This is a genomic window from Veillonella sp. (assembly GCF_032470285.1).
Lineage (GTDB): Bacteria > Bacillota > Negativicutes > Veillonellales > Veillonellaceae > Veillonella.
Window position 1 is genome coordinate 1 of record NZ_JAWEKP010000013.1, and the last position, 18,115, is coordinate 18,115.

At 40.1% G+C, this 18,115-nt stretch carries 16 protein-coding genes and 7 tRNA genes; 3 read left to right on the forward strand and 20 right to left on the reverse strand.

The annotated features are described in order from the left end of the window. The 16 genes from E7B10_RS09395 to hcp all read right to left on the reverse strand — a co-directional run. Positions 1 to 98: GTP-binding protein (locus E7B10_RS09395; RefSeq protein WP_038034850.1), on the reverse strand; the 98-nt coding region annotated here is incomplete at its 3' end. Between the two features lie 180 nt (positions 99 to 278). Next, a tRNA-Met gene (locus tag E7B10_RS09400) sits at positions 279 to 355 on the reverse strand. A gap of 5 nt (positions 356 to 360) precedes the next feature. Further along, a tRNA-Thr gene (locus E7B10_RS09405) sits at positions 361 to 436 on the reverse strand. Positions 437 to 467: 31 nt separating this feature from the next. Next, positions 468 to 543: transfer RNA gene (locus E7B10_RS09410), tRNA-Met, on the reverse strand. A gap of 5 nt (positions 544 to 548) precedes the next feature. Next, positions 549 to 633, reverse strand: a tRNA-Tyr gene (locus E7B10_RS09415). 10 nt (positions 634 to 643) lie between these two features. Then, positions 644 to 719: transfer RNA gene (locus tag E7B10_RS09420), tRNA-Thr, on the reverse strand. Positions 720 to 1,165: 446 nt separating this feature from the next. After that, positions 1,166 to 1,630, reverse strand: a complete 465-nt coding sequence (gene brxF, locus E7B10_RS09425) for a BREX-3 system P-loop-containing protein BrxF (protein ID WP_004695092.1) — start codon at positions 1,628 to 1,630, stop codon at positions 1,166 to 1,168. A 28-nt stretch (positions 1,631 to 1,658) separates the two neighbouring features. Next, the gene (locus E7B10_RS09430; protein WP_316055619.1) at positions 1,659 to 3,080 is read right to left on the reverse strand and encodes a hypothetical protein; all 1,422 of its coding nucleotides are present in this window, start codon (positions 3,078 to 3,080) and stop codon (positions 1,659 to 1,661) included. Further along, positions 3,077 to 3,730, reverse strand: a complete 654-nt coding sequence (gene hypB / locus E7B10_RS09435) for a hydrogenase nickel incorporation protein HypB (protein ID WP_004697543.1) — start codon at positions 3,728 to 3,730, stop codon at positions 3,077 to 3,079. The genes E7B10_RS09430 and hypB overlap by 4 nt, the downstream gene beginning before the upstream one ends. A 15-nt stretch (positions 3,731 to 3,745) precedes the next feature. After that, positions 3,746 to 4,087 carry a hydrogenase maturation nickel metallochaperone HypA gene (locus tag E7B10_RS09440; RefSeq protein ID WP_221741248.1) on the reverse strand — a complete coding sequence of 114 codons (342 nt, stop codon included), beginning with the start codon at positions 4,085 to 4,087 and terminating at the stop codon, positions 3,746 to 3,748. Further along, positions 4,080 to 4,907, reverse strand: a complete 828-nt coding sequence (locus E7B10_RS09445) for a bifunctional 5,10-methylenetetrahydrofolate dehydrogenase/5,10-methenyltetrahydrofolate cyclohydrolase (protein ID WP_101928464.1) — start codon at positions 4,905 to 4,907, stop codon at positions 4,080 to 4,082. The genes E7B10_RS09440 and E7B10_RS09445 overlap by 8 nt, the downstream gene beginning before the upstream one ends. A 100-nt stretch (positions 4,908 to 5,007) precedes the next feature. Beyond that, positions 5,008 to 6,975, reverse strand: coding sequence for a penicillin-binding transpeptidase domain-containing protein (locus E7B10_RS09450; protein WP_316055620.1), 1,968 nt, complete (start codon positions 6,973 to 6,975; stop codon positions 5,008 to 5,010). After that, entirely contained in the window at positions 6,975 to 8,393 is a 1,419-nt protein-coding gene (locus tag E7B10_RS09455; protein ID WP_316055621.1) for a CCA tRNA nucleotidyltransferase, read from the reverse strand. The genes E7B10_RS09450 and E7B10_RS09455 overlap by 1 nt, the downstream gene beginning before the upstream one ends. Before the next feature lie 69 nt (positions 8,394 to 8,462). Next, positions 8,463 to 9,335, reverse strand: coding sequence for an L-serine ammonia-lyase, iron-sulfur-dependent, subunit alpha (gene sdaAA, locus E7B10_RS09460; RefSeq protein WP_021148532.1), 873 nt, complete (start codon positions 9,333 to 9,335; stop codon positions 8,463 to 8,465). An 11-nt stretch (positions 9,336 to 9,346) separates the two neighbouring features. Further along, positions 9,347 to 10,009: an L-serine ammonia-lyase, iron-sulfur-dependent subunit beta gene (sdaAB, locus tag E7B10_RS09465; protein WP_021148533.1), complete on the reverse strand. Its 663-nt coding sequence runs from the start codon at positions 10,007 to 10,009 to the stop codon at positions 9,347 to 9,349. A 552-nt stretch (positions 10,010 to 10,561) separates the two neighbouring features. Continuing rightward, entirely contained in the window at positions 10,562 to 12,127 is a 1,566-nt protein-coding gene (gene hcp / locus E7B10_RS09470; protein WP_012864778.1) for a hydroxylamine reductase, read from the reverse strand. 272 nt (positions 12,128 to 12,399) lie between these two features. On the opposite strand from hcp, the gene E7B10_RS09475 reads away from it, so the two are divergent. Beyond that, the gene (locus E7B10_RS09475; RefSeq protein WP_021148534.1) at positions 12,400 to 13,125 is read left to right on the forward strand and encodes a Crp/Fnr family transcriptional regulator; all 726 of its coding nucleotides are present in this window, start codon (positions 12,400 to 12,402) and stop codon (positions 13,123 to 13,125) included. A gap of 156 nt (positions 13,126 to 13,281) precedes the next feature. Here the strand turns inward: E7B10_RS09475 and E7B10_RS09480 are convergent, their stop codons facing one another. The 4 genes from E7B10_RS09480 to E7B10_RS09495 all read right to left on the reverse strand — a co-directional run bounded on the left by E7B10_RS09480 (position 13,282) and on the right by E7B10_RS09495 (position 17,200). Beyond that, the gene (locus tag E7B10_RS09480; RefSeq protein WP_316055622.1) at positions 13,282 to 15,045 is read right to left on the reverse strand and encodes an LPO_1073/Vpar_1526 family protein; all 1,764 of its coding nucleotides are present in this window, start codon (positions 15,043 to 15,045) and stop codon (positions 13,282 to 13,284) included. Between the two features lie 9 nt (positions 15,046 to 15,054). Next, positions 15,055 to 15,606 carry a TIGR01440 family protein gene (locus tag E7B10_RS09485; protein WP_008602458.1) on the reverse strand — a complete coding sequence of 184 codons (552 nt, stop codon included), beginning with the start codon at positions 15,604 to 15,606 and terminating at the stop codon, positions 15,055 to 15,057. 171 nt (positions 15,607 to 15,777) lie between these two features. Then, on the reverse strand, positions 15,778 to 16,338 hold the full coding sequence (locus E7B10_RS09490; protein ID WP_004695073.1) for a Fe-S-containing hydro-lyase: 561 nt from the start codon (positions 16,336 to 16,338) through the stop codon (positions 15,778 to 15,780). A 19-nt stretch (positions 16,339 to 16,357) separates the two neighbouring features. Next, positions 16,358 to 17,200: a fumarate hydratase gene (locus E7B10_RS09495; protein WP_004695072.1), complete on the reverse strand. Its 843-nt coding sequence runs from the start codon at positions 17,198 to 17,200 to the stop codon at positions 16,358 to 16,360. Between the two features lie 740 nt (positions 17,201 to 17,940). On the opposite strand from E7B10_RS09495, the gene E7B10_RS09500 reads away from it, so the two are divergent. Together E7B10_RS09500 and E7B10_RS09505 are read left to right on the forward strand one after the other, a co-directional pair. Beyond that, positions 17,941 to 18,016, forward strand: a tRNA-Asn gene (locus tag E7B10_RS09500). 4 nt (positions 18,017 to 18,020) lie between these two features. Further along, a tRNA-Glu gene (locus tag E7B10_RS09505) sits at positions 18,021 to 18,095 on the forward strand. Positions 18,096 to 18,115 lie beyond the last annotated feature (20 nt).

An 18,115-nucleotide genomic window follows, 5' to 3' on the forward strand; every position in this document is an offset into this window, starting at 1 on the left:
GTGATTGCAGCAGTCAAAGTAGTTTTACCATGGTCAACGTGACCGATTGTACCGATGTTAACATGCGGTTTCGTACGTTCAAATTTTTCTTTTGCCATTAGGATTATATCCTCCTTCACAAAAACAAATTACATTCTAGTATTAATATAATATATTAACCCTAATTTATCAATGGAATATAAGATTTCCTTACCTATTATTATACCATATATACAAAGTCTTAGAATAGCATGTCATATGTAAAGAAATAAAAAAATCCCCACCAAGGTGAGGTTTAATGGTGGCGGCACACGGATTTGAACCGCGGACACACCGGGTATGAACCGATTGCTCTAGCCAACTGAGCTATGCCGCCATGTATGGAGCTAGTGACCGGGATTGAACCGGTGACCTTATCCTTACCAAGGATACGCTCTGCCGACTGAGCTACACCAGCACAATGAACGATCATTTCACTGTGGTTTTTATGGTTGCGGGGACAGGACTTGAACCTGCGACCTTCGGGTTATGAGCCCGACGAGCTACCAACTGCTCCACCCCGCTATGAATGGTGGAGGGAGAAGGATTCGAACCTTCGAAGTCGAAGACGGCAGATTTACAGTCTGCTCCCTTTGGCCGCTCGGGAATCCCTCCATAAATAAAATGGAGCTGGCGATAGGAATTGAACCCACAACCTGCTGATTACAAGTCAGCTGCTCTACCTATTGAGCTACGCCAGCATCATTACGACAAGATGAATTGTATCACCTAGCACACTAAGTGTCAAGAACATTTAAAAACTTTTTTGAAGTTTTTCGTTCACTGTGGTCACTCTTAGTGCTTAATCATAATAACATGAAACGATACCCTATGCAAGTATTTTGTCAAAAAAAATTTATATTTTATCAATCCTCTATAAAATGCCTCGTTTTCAGTATATATCCAGTAATCAACTTTTATTTACTAGTATATTCTTTATATACCTTTACATAGTTTCATTCCTTACCAGTCCATGTCTGCTAACATCCATATTTCAGGTTTACTAAAATCAAATAATAGGAAATTACAAAACTATATTTTTTACCTAATAACTGTAATTATATAACTAAAAAAGGAGATAGCCCGCTATCTCCTTCTATACATCTATAGTTTTCCCTATATTCAACCAATATGTTCAAACATACATTTAGTCGATTGCAATAACATGATCTGGATGTGCAATACTAACTACAGCATGTTTAGGATTATTGTTATGTTCTAAGTACAACTGATCCCCTTCAATATGTCCACGCCAGCCAACGACAATAGGATACTTCTTACTAATAGTTTTTAACAACTCAAATGGTTTTAGATTTAAGATAGGTGCAAAGAATACATTAATGCCATCTAGCAAGACTACTTCCGTATCGCTACGGCTAAGAGCACGGCAAATAACTTCTTCCGCTAATTGAGGCCGTTCATCACGAGGCACGAGCAAAAACTCTTCCTCGATGAGTTGCTTAGCTTCCAAGTATTTCCAGCCCTTCTGCTCAGACAATTCACGAATTAGCAAACTTTTACCAGAACCTGGACCACCAACGATAAACAATATACGTTCATCATCACCTTGAATCTTTTCCCAACGTTCTTTTACATCTTGTACAGTAACCATACCCTTTGCCTCCTCGCTGTGACCTATCCTATTTTACAGGACGGTCAGATAACATAACGGATTTGATATATTGGTTTTTATCATCTAGGGCAAACTGTAAATAAGAGTTGCTTGCCGCTGGATTTTTATATTCATATACGGTAGACGTCCCCGCCTTTGTTGTAGATTCAACAATACGAGTTGGCATACCATACACAAAGAGCAATAAATATTTGGTATCACCCATCGCGATTCCACGACGTGTAGGCGTATAAACATTTAATAATACGCGATTGATAAGATCTTTTTTATCTACACTCACACCGTATTCATTATAGCCAATAAATGTGGAGCCAAACAATATGCCTTGATGTTTCCAATCATTATTAGGATCATTAACAAAATGGTCATTCAACTTGAAACCACGCAATACAAAATCATCAGCCGTAAGTGTACCAGCTTCAAAATCATACACTTCAGCTTTCGGCAATCCAAACCTAGGCCATACTTGTCCACTAATAATGTCTACAGCCTCTATATTGCTTTGTTTAATGGTGAAAGCAATATATTCTTTTTGCTGACCAAGCATAGATTGTTGTTGGCTATTACTATTTGTATTCTCTACAGGACTCTTAAACTCCTTTTTTTGAGGCAATGAATTTTCGGAATGCCCCTCATAAAGGAAAATATACGTCTCATTTTTCTTATCACGCCACATCGCATTAGGACTGCCATAGGCAAATATCAATTCCATCCGTGTGCTACCAGGGCCAATGTCACGTACTGTATTAGCGCCTTTTTTCGTACTATGAATATTTGTAATAGTATTTGGTTCAAAGAAGTAAGTCGCCCCTTGACCGCGCAATTGATTGTTAACCAACAATTCTTGAGCAGGTCCAGTATATACAGTTACTGCTACATCTTTCATGTAATAGGTAGTAAAGTTATCACGTACCTCAGTTTTTTCTACATCTTTTGGGACTTCAAACTGATTCCCCAATCGGTATGTGCCAATAGCATAGTCATCTTGAGAACCTAAAGGCGGTAAACTGTTTGCCGTATAAGACTTACCAATATCAGCTAAATTATTCTGAGTGATACTCGGCAAAGGACCTTCGTTCTCACTAGCCGCTTGCCAGAATTGTATAGAATCACCAAATTCAGTTACAGCCATTTGCTCTGCGAGCCATCCAGTTTTAGAACCTTCCTGTTTCGTTTTTGGGTCTAGCTTAACAACTCTAACTGGTGCATTATCAAGGTAAGACATGCTATCAACCTCACCAGTTCCATCTACACTACCATCATTGCTCGCATTAGCGGAATCTTGAGCTACAACGTTAGTGTCATCAGTAGTTTCTACTGCAACTGGGTTAACAGTGGAAATGGCAGGCTCTGCTGCATAACTGATTGTAGTAGCACACAAGCCCACAAGGAGGGCTGCTACAATACGGCTCTTCATAGAATAGTTCATCGATTATTCTCCAACTGTGCACGCAACCAATTCAACCATGTTTCAAGACCGTTGTGGGCCGTGCAACTTACTTCAAAAATTTCTCCATTTGGATTTAAATTACGGATATCTTGTATTGCCTGCTCCTTTTTGAAAGGCACATAAGGCAATAAATCAATCTTGTTAATAAGGATGGCCTTAGACTCTTTAAAGATTAACGGATACTTAAGGGGCTTATCTTCACCTTCGGTAACAGATAAAATCGTTACTTTCATGCTTTCACCAATCTCAAATTCCGCAGGGCAGACTAAATTGCCTACATTTTCGATAATAATCATATCGAGATCATCAAGATTAAGATCACCTAAGGCATCTTGAATCATCTGTGCATCGAGATGGCACCCACCAACTGTATTAATCTGGATAACAGGCACACCCAACTCATGAATGCGCTTGGCATCCTTTGCCGTAAATAAATCGCCTTCAATAACGGCTAAGCGATAATCCTTTTTTAAATCTTGTAAGGTTGCCTCCAAAAGGGAGGTCTTACCTGCCCCAGGTGAACCTAACAGGTTAAATACAAATATATTCTTTTCCTTAAACAACTGTTGTAAGGACTCTGCAATAGCATCGTTTTTTGCCAGTACATTAGTTTTAACTTGAACTTGCATGCCCTAACCTTTCTATCAATCGATATCTATAGAGGTCACTTGTAGCTCGCGACCGCCTATAGTTTGTACGAAATGGCTGTCACAATAAGGACAAATAAACGTATAATTTTTTACAAAAAATATTTTATCACAATCTAAACACTTTCCTTCAATAGGAATAGTATTGATTTCTATGCGTGAGCCTTCCGCAGGTGTTCCCTTCGTAATAGCTTCCCAACAAAATAGCAATGAATCCGGTTCTACCCCACTCATTAAACCTAAGTCTAGTTGAATAGAATGAATGACTGTCGCATCATGTTGACGTAAGGTATCGAGCGCTACATCAAGAATACCTTCTGCTATAGACATCTCATGCATGATATGCCTCGTATACCGCTTCTAGCATCATTGTCGTTGTTACGGATCCAACACCTCCTGGTACAGGAGTAATGGCAGATGCAATATCTTTTACCGCATCATAATCAACATCACCTACAGTTTTGCCGTCCAGTTCATTAATACCTACATCAATAACAACAGCACCAGGCTTAATCATATTAGCAGTAATCATATGAGCACGACCAGCCGCAGCAATAATAATATCACCACGCTTTACTTGCTCTACTAGATCAGAAGTTCTAGAATGGCACATTGTAACAGTACCATGTGCAGCGAGTGCCATAAGCGCTACAGGTTTACCGATAACTTGGCTACGACCGACTACAACCACATGTTTTCCTTCTAAAGGAATATTATAGTGATTTAAAATAGCCATACAAGCCTTAGCCGTACAAGGAGCAAAGCCACCCTTACCAGCTGTTACTAAACCGATGTTATATGTTGTAAGACCATCAATATCTTTTTTAGGATCTAACATATCGATAAGAGCTTCTGTATCAATGTGTTTAGGCATTGGCATTAGCGGTAAAATTCCATGAATAGATGGATCAGTATTTAATTCATGCAACGCCGCTACTACTTCATCTTGCGTTGTCGTTTCAGGCAATTGCTTTAGCACAAAACCATAGCCAAAATTTTTAGCTGTTTTTTCCATAAATGTAGCATACATATGAGCGCCATGGTCTTCACCGACAAGTAACACTGCCATAGTAATCACAGAGTTGCCTACTGCTGCAACTTTTTCTTGTAAAATCGCCTTGTGGGCATCTGCTACCGCTTTCCCTCGTAATTCGATCATAAGTATCTCCATTCATTCAAACTATTTATAAAAAAGGTGCCTCCTGAGAGGCACCAAAGTCTCTTATTCTATTATATAACGAACTGTCTATAATTTCTAATTATCTACTAAAGTGAACGGTAATTGCCGTCCCGGGTTGAACAGTAGTGCCCCCACTTTCATCTTGAGAAACGGCAATACCCGTTCCATCTGGCTTAAACGCAAGCCCCGCCTTATGTAACCAATCACGTACCTCACCATAGGTGAAGCCCGTAAAATTAGGTAATGTTACGGAACCATCACCAGAAAGATGTGGCTCTGGTAATGTATTGCTAGGTTTAACAGCTACAGGAGTACTATCTTTAACATATGGGCTCAATTGGTAGTACCGTACAAGTTGAGACACGATGTCTTTAAATACTGGCGCTGCAATTTGTCCACCATAAATAGACCCTTTTTGAGAATCGTCAATGGCTACAAGGACCACAAATTTTGGATCCTCTACAGGGCCAAAGCCGATAAAGGATGCAATGTATTGACCATCTAAATAGCCCCCACGTTTAGTGTCTAGTTTTTCTGCGGTACCAGTTTTACCACCGAAGTGGTAGCCTTCCACCATCGCTTTGTTACCACCGCCTTCAGACACCTCTTTTTCCAAGATATCTACAATAGTTTTTGCTGTTTCCTCTGGCACTGGTTGACCTACTACAGTATTTTCGGTAGTGCTTGTTACTTCCCCTTGAGCATTACTATAGGACTTGATAATATGCGGACGCATCATAGCACCCCCATTAGAAAGAGCACCAAAGGCACGTACCATTTGTAACGGCGTAACCGCAATACCTTGACCGATAGACATAGTCGCTACATCCAACTTACTCATATCTTCCGGATTATACAGGATACCTGCCCCTTCACCAGGCAATTCAATGCCCGTTTCAGAGCCAAAACCATAATCGCGTACATATTTAGAAAGGATATCTGCTCCAGTTGTTGTACCAATTTCTGCCATACCTGTATTGATAGAATACTTCAAGATATCTAGCAATCGAACTGGTCCATAACCTTCACCATTCCAGTTTCTCATCACATGACCATTCGCTACAAAGGCCCCTTTATCATTGTACACGGTTTCTAATTTCCACTTTCCTGACGCAAGAGCTGCAGATGCAACGATTGGTTTGAATGTAGAACCTGGTTCGTATAAGTTAGTAACAGCAATATTTTTGAAAGCCTCTTCCCCACTTTGGTTATAATTGTTAGGATCATAGCTTGGACGATTTGCCATCGCAAGAATTTCACCAGTCTTAGGATCCATAACAATAACGCTAGCATGTTTAGCCCCTGTATCAGCCATCGCTTTATCAAGCGCACGTTCTGCAATAAATTGGATGGTCGCATCGATTGTTAATGTTACGCTTTTACCCTTATCAGGTAAGAACTTGGACAATACGGAACCAAAGATAGCATTACCTTTGTTATCAGTAGCAACGATTTCTTGCTGCACACCACCCTTTAACTCTTCATCAAGGACCATTTCGAGGCCATCAAGGCCTTTATCATCGGTGCCTACAAACCCTAGTATTTGAGCCGCTAGTACACCATTTGGGTAATAACGTTTGGACTCTTCCACAAAGTTAAGGCCCGCAATATTATTCTCCTTAATGACTTGTGCCACCGCCTTAGACTTGTCCGCATCCATCATGCGATTAATCCATACGAAGGCAGAATCCTCTTGCAGAGCTTTCACAATATTTTCTTTTGACATGGTTACATATGGCGAAATGAGTTCCGCAATCTCTTGGGGAGACTGTTTAATCATCTTAGGATCCGCATACAAAGATTTTGTAACCACACTCATCGCCAAAGGCTTACCATTACGGTCATAGATTGTACCGCGCGGTGATTGTAATTTTCTATCTACTTGAACCTGTAATAAATTTTTCTTCTCCAGATCAAATGTATCAAAGACCTGCAACTGTGCCAAACGCCCTATGAGGACAAAGGCAACAGTCATGAGAATGGCAAGACACCAAGTAGTACGACTCCAACCACTCACGTGTCGCAACGCTTTATTTAGTAAATTCATCATTTCTCCACTGGACGGCGTAACTTATGGTCTAATGCGTCATATAGCGCATCTGGTTCATTAGGAACAACCCCATTTTGTACCTGACCCAATAAATATTGCAATCCTTCCCCTACTTGCTTCCCAGCGAGTTTAATCACTCGTTCATCATAATTTAGATCCTTTGTATGCACAGGCATATCCAAACTAAGATCTGCCATACATTCGCCAAAGGCTAATGTTCCATCTGTAGATGAGTAAGGTTTCCCACAGCCTAACACATCGGCAGCACAAACCTTAGCTAATTGCTCCCAGGCAGTGCGCATAATTTGGCTATCTCGGAACTCTCCACTCCGAGCTTCCTTGCGAAGCCATTTTTTCTCGTTTGCATCACCATTTTGTACGAAATAGTGAAAGCGCATGTGGTTTTTCACAATCCACGCCACTCGTTGCACAAAGGCCTTCGGATATCCTAGGCGTGTTAATAACGTTTCTGTCATCTCCGCTCCTAGTGTATCATGGCCACGATCTGTGAGGCGACCATTGATAACAGCTCGTACCGCTGGCATTCCCTTTGCCACATCATGTAATAAAGCACCCCAACGCAGCACCAAATCCGGTTCCGTATGGGACACAACGGCTAATGTATGGTACCAGCCATCGAATTCGTGAAAGTCCTTTTCTTGGGGCAAATTCACGAGATGGTATAGTTCAGGCAAGATAGGAACCTCTCGAGCCACTCCGTTTTCAACCACTCGACATGAACATTCTGCCAAACGCGACTGCACCAATACATCTAAACCTTTTGCCACAGCAGGCTCTAGCATGAGGCGATTAATTTCGTTGCGCACCCGCTCCAAGGATAAACCAGAGACGCGATGAAAAGCCTTAGGCATAGCCACTAATAGCTCTTTACTAGGCAAGAAATCCAACTTCGCCACAAAGCGGCACGCTCTAAATAATCGCAATGCATCTTCTTCAAAACGTTCCTGCGCATTACCAATGGTTCGTAATGTCTTATGTTTAATATCTCGGCGTCCACCTACGAGGTCGATAACCTCACCAAAGCGGTTCATCGCCATGCCGTTGACAGTAAAGTCACGACGTAACACATCTTCTTCTAAGGTATCGGCATAGATAATTTCTTCAGGGCGATGGCTATCTGCGCCATATCGCTCCGTTCTATATGTAGCAATTTCGTATTGCCTTCCCTCTAATGTAGCTACCACTACACCAAAAGATTTGCCTACGAGGTCTGTCGTTTGAATATCATGACTGCGAAGAACCTCAATTACCGTATCGGGACGTGCAGACGTCACAATATCGAAGTCATGTGGCTTTTGATGCATCAAAATATCGCGCACAGCACCGCCTATGATATAGGCTTCATGGCCGGCTTCTTCCAATATGGTCAATATTCGATTTGCTTGTTCCATCATACACGCTCCTTTCTGAACTAGTCTAACTTTTATTTTACTACAAATGAAAGCATGAAAAAAGTGCAATCCTTATAAGGATTGCACTCTTTCCGCAATAGCTGTACCTGTCGGTGTTATCGCAAGACCGCCATCACTTGTTTCACGCAATGCTGCCGGCATAGCGCGACCTATATTATTCATCGCTTCGATGACTTCATCTGGTGGAATTTGACTTTCAATATTCATTAACGCCATTTCAGATGCAGTAATAGCATGAACTGCATAGAAGCCATTACGTTTAACACATGGCACCTCTACGAGTCCCGCCACTGGATCACAAGCAAGCCCCAATAGATTTTTCATGCACAATGCAATAGCATGTCCGACTTGACGTGGTGAACCACCCATCATTTCGACGATAGCCCCTGCTGCCATACACGCAGCCGTACCAATTTCCGCTTGGCAACCGCCAACAGCACCAGCAACACAAGCTCGATTTGCCACCACATTGCCAATACCGGACGCAGCTAAGAAGCCTTTTACTACTGTAGCTCTATCTAATTGGTAGTGATCAGCTACTGCTTTCACAGCACCAGGCATAACACCACAAGAGCCCGCCGTAGGACAAGCAACAATGCGGAACATCTTTGCATTTGCCTCATTTACAGCAATAGCATACGTCATTGCCTTATACGCAATATCACTCATAAAACGAGGTGTTTGCCCATTAAGCTGTGCCGCTTGACCACCCGACATACCAGAAGCCGTTTTCTCCGCATAAGCTATACCATCTTGAATGGAGCTTTCAAAAATATCTAAGCGATTCTCTATTTCTCGAACAACCGCTTCTTCATTGCGATCATAATTTTCTAATTCATAGCGCAGTACTACATCGCCAAAGGAAATATTATTTTCCTCCGCTAGGCGAATAATATCTGCAATTGTATCATATGCATAACTCATTATTCGCCCTCCTATAACGCTTCAAAGGTCATCACATCCTGGATGCCTGGAAACTCGCGCATAAACTGAACTGTAATAGGATTTACCACCGTATCTGTAGTAATAACCATAACTGCATCCTTATGCTTGCCCTTACGGAATACGCGCATCGTAGCGATGTTAATATCAGACTCGCTCAAAGCTTGGCTGATAAGAGAAATCGCACCAGGTCTATCCTCATGGAACACTACAAGAGTGAACTCATCTCCTGTAATGGACATATCATTTCCATCTACTTCGGTAATCATAATCTGACCACCGCCGAGAGAGCGACCAATAACAGTCATATGACGATTATGTTCATCATACATATCAAAACGCACCACATTCGGATGCCCTACATCAAGAGGAGACTCAATAAAAGAAAACTCCATCCCCTCTTTTTTCGCTAATTCATGGGCAACTCGGATGTTCGCATCATCCTCTTTATAACCTAATAAGCCGCCAATCAAAGCACGATCCGTGCCATGCCCTTTATAGGTTTTTGCAAAAGATCCATATAATGTTAAATCTACCTTTTTGGGAGTAGAACGAAAAATACAACGCGCCATCTTCCCTAGCCGCGCAGCCCCCGCTGTATGCGAACTAGACGGACCAATCATAATAGGCCCTATAATATCAAAAATACTGTTCATACATACCTCTATATACACATAAACCATGTGAAAAAATCCTATTTCACCTATAGTATAGCAACCAATATCGAGCCTTGTCTATATGCACATTAGGGGCATATTTGTTTGTCTACAGAGGACTACTATTCTTATGAAAGCTGTTCTAAAACTTTGTATATTGATGGGACGCATCCATATCTACAGTTATAAAAGGGAAAGACTATACTTATGCAGCGACATCTCCCCCTCACCTCACTATTCTGATGAAAGCTATTTTATGAGTTTGTATATTGATGGGACTTATATTTCAGAAACGTTTTACTTATGGGCATAACCTATTGAGGGCCGACTTACGCTGAGTATGGAGGCATGAGATAGGTTATGCCCATTAGTAATCTAGTTGTCGCAATACTGTCAGGCCCCATCAATAAACAAACACTCGATAGATAGCTTTCACAATAATAGTAAAAAAACGCACCTAAGGATAACCCTAGGTGCGTTATTTATAACAACAGTCCTAAATCATAAAAGAGAGGGGACGTAGGACTGTAGTTAACAGATTAATAGATCCTATTAGCCCAAGATAGCTTTCATGTCAGCTTCTGGAGTTGTAATTGGATGTAATTGGAATTTTTCTACCAAAATGTTCAATACATTGCTGGAGAAGAATTTAGGCAAGGAAGGTCCGATGTAAATGTTACGGATACCCAATGCTAACAATGTTAACAAGATACATACCGCTTTTTGTTCGTACCAGGACAATACCAATGTCAATGGCAAGTCGTTTACATCACATTCAAATGCACCAGCTAAAGCTACTGCTACTTGAATAGCGGAGTAAGCATCGTTACATTGACCCATATCAAGGATACGAGGGATACCACCGATTTCGCCGATGTTCATGTCGTTGAAACGGAATTTACCACAAGCCAATGTCAATACTACAGTATCATTTGGAGTTTGTTTAACGAATTCAGTGTAGTAGTTACGGCCTACTTTAGCACCGTCACAACCACCTACCAAGAAGAAGTGTTTGATTGCGCCAGCTTTTACAGCATCAATTACTTTATCAGCAATACCCAATACTGTACCATGACCGAAACCTGTAGTTACTTCATGACCACCGTTGATACCAGTGAATTCTTGAGCTTCTTTGTAGCCGCCCAATTCGATAGCACGGTTGATAACTGCGGAGAAGTCTTTAGTACCATCTTCTTTTTCTTCGATATGTGCACAACCATCGAAACCTACCATATCTGTAGTGAAGATATTAGCTTTGTAGTTTTCTTTTGGTGGCATAATGCAGTTTGTAGTGAACAAGAATGCACCAGGAACATCAACAAATTCTTTTTGTTGGTTTTGCCATGCTGTACCGAAGTTACCTTTCAATTGAGGATGTTTCTTCAATTCAGGATAAGCGTGGCAAGGCAACATTTCACCATGAGTATAGATATTTACACCTTTACCATCAGTTTGTTCCAATAATTGTTTCAAGTCATGAAGGTCATGACCAGTTACAACGATGAAAGGACCTGGTTCTACGGTCAAAGGAACTGTAGTTGGTACAGGTGTACCATATGTTTCAGTATTAGCTTTATCAAGAACAGCCATACATTTCAAGTTGATATGACCGAATTCCATTAAAAGATCAAGCCATTCTTCAGCGCTGTGATCTTTAGCGAATTCTACCATACCTTTAACGAACCAAGCGTCAACATCAGCATCGTGGAAGCCAAGGCGAGCAGCATGCCATGCGTATGCAGCCATACCACGCATACCTAACAATAATGTGGAACGAAGGGATACGATGTCTTCTTCACCTTTCCACAATTGTTCCCAATCAAAGTTTTGTTGAGCGCTGTCCACTTTTGCATGGTAAGCATTCACTTCGTCAATGAATTCTTGAACGCGGTCTTCAGAGAAGTTTACGTTTGTTACACACATGAACAAACCGCGCATAATATAATCGATACCTTCTTTAGTATGACCCTTTACGTCTAAAGCGCGAGCCAAGCCAACTAAGGCAGCAGTTAATTCGTCTTGTAAGTTAGCAACTGGTGCAGTTTTACCACATACACCTTGTACAGTACAGCCACCTGGTGCTGCAGATTGTTCGCATTGATAACAGAACATACTCATTTAAAAATCCTCCTTTGCGAGACTTCCTCGCAGTCAAGCTAGATAATATAAAACCTATACATTACACTGATGTTTTATCAGTTGTCTGATTGATTACATTTGAAAGTATAACGTAAAGATGATACAATTTCTGTAGCTTGAGCAACAAATAAAAACTTTTTCAAAAATTTTCCTGACTTTCCTTATGGAACAGGTAGACCATTTAGTCTTATACTTTTATTATACAATAATCATTTTTAATTGCTATAGACTTTATCACACCGGAGGTGCTTATGAAACAAATACTTTCAAACGATATCATTAATCAATATATGCCCACCCTCGTGAAATGTCCTTTATTCAATACATTAGGAGAGCCAGAGCTGCGTAGCTATTTAAATAATGCCAAAGTTATCATCCACAGTTACCAAAAAAATGATTTTATAGCCCTCGCTGGAGATCCTATGGAGGGTATTGGTGTCATCCTTGAAGGCAGCGCTTTACTGACTCGTGAAAATGTAATGGGGCAACGGGTTATTATGGCAAACTTAGAGCAATCAGATATTTTTGGAGAAGCACTACTATTTAGCAAACAGCCTTTATGGCCTGCTACCATTAAGGCAACAAAAGCAACTAAAATTATGTTTATTCCCCTTGAAACCTTTATTAAAACATTACCGGATTGTCATCAATGCCAAACTAAAATCCTATCTAATCTATTAGAGGATTTATCTGAAAAAGCAATTCTATTAACCAGAAAAGTCCATTACCTCACATTAAAAGGGATGCGCGAAAAGATTTTTGCGTACTTAACAGATATTTATAAACGTCAGCATTCTAACACAATTCAATTACCCCACAACCGCGAGCAAATGGCTGAGGTTCTCAATGTATCTCGCACAGCCCTTAGCCGTGAACTAGGGCGCCTTCGCGATGAAGGTCTCATTGATATTACAGGGCGCACCGTAACAATTAAAAACATTGAAGACATTGAAGAATTCGGCTTTAACACCTTTTAATACTTAATGGCTATTAAATTTAACAAACTAAAAAGTCTCTCAAGATTATCTTGAGAGACTTTTTTATTACACGACTCATAAAGTATATAACGGTTTTAAGTATATAATAACTATATAATATAATTTTTCAAACTATATAGTGCTTAAAATTGTAAATTAGAACCAATGAGACAAATCAAATTCTTCACCAATGGTTGCTTTCACATGAGCACGACCTAAGTAAAGGCCTAACAATGTTAAGCTAATTTTAGACATTGGCGTGCTATCAAAGACATCAGCTAAGTCCAATAGAACCGGTGAAATATCATCCATGATATCACGCGCCTCTTGGCCCCTGAAAGCAGTAGGTTTGCTCTTCATCAGAGCTAAAAGATCACGTTGAACCATAGCATTAGAAATTCGTGTTTGTCTAAAGAATTGTGGTGCTAAAGACTCATCTACCAAGGCTAATTTATAAAGATTGGAGTTCAAGCTACGCACCACATAACGTGGATCCACACCATGACCATCTGTAGCACGGAAGAGTTCTTCCTTAGAGAAACCACGATAGTTGAATACAAACGGATATGAATTCGACAACACTTGGCATAAAGTGATAGGCTCTTGTTCTTCTTGTGTACAGCGTAAGTAGTCTAGCTGGCGATAGAAGGAATCATTTCGAGGCAAATCAGAGATGAATGGCTCAATATATTTTTCCACATAATGTTGGAAGTGAATCAATCCATAGTTATTAGAATTTCTAGAATATTGTAACAATAATGTTAAGGCCATAACTTGGAAGTGACCTAAAGTTAAATGAGGTAATACACGTAATGCATCAAAAGCTACGAGGTATGGCGTACTAGATTTAGGAGATTGAACCACATCTAGAAAAGCACCTAACGCAGCGGACTTCATCCACTCTGTATTTGTAGCGGCATATGCCTTTTGCATACTCATCAACGCTTCTTGAATAACAATATTCTCTAGTAATGCATTCACTTCAACAATTTTTGTAATATTGAGAGCCGCTAAAGCATCTCTTGTAATAGATTCTACATAATGTTGCGTATCACCATGTAACACCCCAAAGGAATGAACAAATGGTGCTATAGCCAACTCAACGCATTTATCCTCATGTGCCGTTTTTGCCCATTGACCATGCGGTTCCTCCTCTTCAGCTAAACTTGTTGCCGCCAATTGTGCTTCAATTTCAGAAGCATCAAACAAACGCGTTTCATCTAATACCGATGGACCTTCCGCGGTTTGTATTTCGTTTGCACCACCTATCATTTGTGTAGCATCTATGCTATCCGCTTCATCAGCTTCAAAGGCTTCCACAGATTCACCCATAGCAATTGTATCTTCAACAGAGTTAGCGCTATTGAGAAGTTCATCTGTAACAACATCGAGGACAATAGTTTTATCCACCAACGGAGTAACACCTTGATTGGCTTGATTAGCTTGCTTAAGATCTGATACAGCTGTCATCACAATGGTTTCATCCCCTATTGGTATGCCATTATCCGAACCTATTGGTGTTCCATTATCCGAACCTAATGCTAACGCATATTCTCCCTCTGAAACATGACTTGAATTAGACTTTAGAGTACTTCTTTTATTATAAGAGGTATCTATAGGATCAACCAGAGGTTCAGCCGGTTCTCGCTCTTCACCGACCACCGTTTCAACTGTATCCGGAATTGATGCAGTATATACATTAGTTCCACTCGTATGTGTGATTGTTACATTGCCCTCTTGCGACTCCGTTGCAAATATAACATCATTATGCGCTTTAGGATTATTTTTATTACTTATGTTTTTATAGGATTTTTCTTTTGCCTTACTTTCACCATCACCACCGCTAAATACAGCATAGCAAACAGCAAAGAATCCCAATGCCACGACGGCTAATACAAAATACGGTATTAGGTTTGACATACTATCCCCCTACATCAATGCTTCATTATATACAGCACGCTCACCGCCAATGCTCTTCGGACGAACACGACAAGCGGTCACATGTGCTTTCCCAATTTCTTTCACACAAAGACGTACAGGCACTGCAACGTGTTTCATGTGCATACCAATGAAAGTATCTCCAATATCGATGCCTACATCAGCTTGAATAAATTCAACCATCACAGGATCATCAAAATATTCGTACGCCATCACAGCCAGGGCACCACCCGCATGACGTTGAGGAACAACATTAACTTCCTCCTCCCATGTCATCGCACTACGTTCCATAACAAGTGCACGATTAATATGTTCACAACATTGAATAGCCAAGTTAAGTCCTTTAGCCTTAACAGCATTGTATATTTCATCAAATACGACCTGAGCCACATCAAGGTGAGAGTCAGTGCCGATTTTTTTACCTACAATTTCGCTAGTGGAACAGCCAACAACGAATAATTGACCTTCGCGAACCTTTGCTAAATCAAGTAATTCAGCCATCGCGTTGCGAGTTGACTGACGAATAGTTTCTACAGAAGTCATGTTATCGCCTCACTCAAATTGAATGTATAAAATCTATATGTATATTATCATAAAACCGACAGAATCGGTAGACTAAACTCTACACGTAACGGATGAACATCTTATGATTATGGCTTAACAACAAAAAGAGGCTTGCTTTAGCAAGCCTCTTTCAATCACTCAATGGTGATATTAGATTTTTCTGTAAGGTTTTTGGCCTAATTCGTAGAAGTTATTACCTTCAGTATCGCCAACCACGATGCAAGGGAAATCTTCAACAGTCAATTCAGCCAAAGCTTCTGGTCCAAGTTCACCATAAGCAAGTACTTCATATTTTTTGATGGATTTTGCAATCAATGCTGCTGCGCCACCAACTGCTGCGAAGTATGTGCAACCATTTTTCTTCATGGATTCAACTACTTCTGGTTTACGGGAACCTTTACCAATCATGCCTTTGATACCTTGGTCAAGCATTGTTGGTGTGTAAGCATCCATACGACCGGAAGTTGTAGGACCAGCGGAACCAATTGGATCACCAGGTTTTGCAGGTGTTGGTCCAAGATAATAAACGAATTTATTTGTCCAGTCGATTGGTAATTTTTCACCACGCGCTAAAGCTTCAGTCATAACTTTATGAGCAGCGTCACGAGCGGAGTAAATTTTACCAGTGATAAGAACGCTATCACCAACTTTTAATTTGCGGGAAAACTCTTCATTATATTCTTCAGTATTAATGCGAATTGATTCAGCCATTGTTTTTACCTCCTATCGATTAAAGTACTACGTGAGCATGACGAGCAGCATGGCACATGATAGTAACTGCAACAGGAAGACCTGCGATGTGAGTTGCACCCCATTCGATGTTTACACCGATACAAGTTGTAGTGCCACCCAATTGTGGTCCAATACCAGTTTTGTTAACCATTTCCATGATTTCTTCTTCTAATTTTGCATAGTCTGCATCTTTATGAGGTACGCTAATGTCACGAAGCAACGCTTTTTTGGACATAACTGCTGCTTGGTCCATAGTACCGCCAATACCAATGCCGAGTACAATTGGAGGGCATGGGTTAGGACCTGCATGTTTTACGATTTCAAGGACTGCATTTTTAACGCCTTCCACACCATCAGCAGGTACGAGCATAGCTACATCGGATTTATTTTCAGAACCGAAACCTTTTAATTCTACTTGAATATCTACTTTATCGCCAGGAACGATTTCAGTATAGATGATTGCAGGTGTGTTATTTTGTGTATTTTTACGATTGAACAATGGTTCAGCTACAACGGATTTACGAAGATAACCTTCAACATAACCAGCTGCAACACCAGCATTGATAGCTTCTGTAAGATCACCACCAACGAAATGAACATCTTGACCAACTTTTAAGAATACCATAGTCATACCAGTATCTTGGCAGTATGGACGATCTTCAGCATCGGCAATTTCTGCATTTTTAATAATTTGATCAAGAACGATACGACCTACTGAAGACTCTTCTGTTTCACGGCCTTTTTTCAAACCTTCATAGATGTCTTTTGGCAAGTGGTAAGCTGCGTCCATACACATTTGACGGACTGTTTTTGTGATTTCAGATACTTGAATCTCGCGCAAGATAATCCCTCCTCAGGAAAATAGTTGAATATTAATTCTAATACCGATGAGATAAAATAAAATTCTCAAACATATGAAAGAATATCTATCTCAAACCGATGAGATTAACTCTATACATAAATCGTAGCACACAATATAGGGGGATTCAACGCCTTACCTATACAGTTTTCTCAATGCTTTTTCGGTTTTTGAGAATTGTTATCATGAATATTTTTGTATATATTTCGGTTTTTCAATAGGCTATATAGACCTTATTCTCTAGTCACTAAAATAGCCCTGCATTGTGATAAAAGTCATAGTCTATCATATATCAATAAGATTTTTATATCTTATATTTTTACCTACTTTATTATATATAGATTTGGTTTAAAATGAACCACAAACATAGGCTATATCTAATAAGATAAATACACTTCTTTCTTAACTGATACTACTTTTCAACTAAATCTTTTAAACTTTTCTATAATGCATATGTATACCGATTATCTTCAATATACTTATATTGCTAACTCCCATGCATTTGGAGTCATACAATCACCTTAGAACACAGTAAATATCTATAATTATTAAGCTCTATAGATTTTATTAATTTTAATGACTCTCTCATCAAAATTATTGATAACCAATTTTATTTATAAAGTTATGTCTTTTAGTCATAATTGATAGTATCTATTTTATAGTGTTCTAAAAAAAATGCTTGCTTTTATAATTAATCTAACATATAATAACAATCGTACCATTCCTCGATAGCTCAGTCGGTAGAGCAATCGGCTGTTAACCGATCGGTCGTAGGTTCGAGTCCTACTCGAGGAGCCATTCTGGCCCGTTGGTCAAGCGGTTAAGACACCGCCCTTTCACGGCGGTATCCCGGGTTCGATTCCCGGACGGGTCACCACATATGGACGATTAGCTCAG

Coding starts and splice junctions, on each gene's coding strand:
- E7B10_RS09450 (WP_316055620.1), bottom strand. CDS start 6,975: ATGAATTTACTAAATAAAGCGTTGCGACACGTGAGTGGTTGGAGTCGT.
- E7B10_RS09490 (WP_004695073.1), bottom strand. CDS start 16,338: ATGGCTGAATCAATTCGCATTAATACTGAAGAATATAATGAAGAGTTT.
- E7B10_RS09430 (WP_316055619.1), bottom strand. CDS start 3,080: ATGAACTATTCTATGAAGAGCCGTATTGTAGCAGCCCTCCTTGTGGGC.
- E7B10_RS09480 (WP_316055622.1), bottom strand. CDS start 15,045: ATGTCAAACCTAATACCGTATTTTGTATTAGCCGTCGTGGCATTGGGA.
- hypB (WP_004697543.1), bottom strand. CDS start 3,730: ATGCAAGTTCAAGTTAAAACTAATGTACTGGCAAAAAACGATGCTATT.
- sdaAA (WP_021148532.1), bottom strand. CDS start 9,335: ATGAGTTATGCATATGATACAATTGCAGATATTATTCGCCTAGCGGAG.
- E7B10_RS09445 (WP_101928464.1), bottom strand. CDS start 4,907: ATGATCGAATTACGAGGGAAAGCGGTAGCAGATGCCCACAAGGCGATT.
- E7B10_RS09475 (WP_021148534.1), top strand. CDS start 12,400: ATGAAACAAATACTTTCAAACGATATCATTAATCAATATATGCCCACC.
- hcp (WP_012864778.1), bottom strand. CDS start 12,127: ATGAGTATGTTCTGTTATCAATGCGAACAATCTGCAGCACCAGGTGGC.
- sdaAB (WP_021148533.1), bottom strand. CDS start 10,009: ATGAACAGTATTTTTGATATTATAGGGCCTATTATGATTGGTCCGTCT.
- E7B10_RS09455 (WP_316055621.1), bottom strand. CDS start 8,393: ATGATGGAACAAGCAAATCGAATATTGACCATATTGGAAGAAGCCGGC.
- E7B10_RS09440 (WP_221741248.1), bottom strand. CDS start 4,087: ATGCATGAGATGTCTATAGCAGAAGGTATTCTTGATGTAGCGCTCGAT.
- brxF (WP_004695092.1), bottom strand. CDS start 1,630: ATGGTTACTGTACAAGATGTAAAAGAACGTTGGGAAAAGATTCAAGGT.
- E7B10_RS09485 (WP_008602458.1), bottom strand. CDS start 15,606: ATGACTTCTGTAGAAACTATTCGTCAGTCAACTCGCAACGCGATGGCT.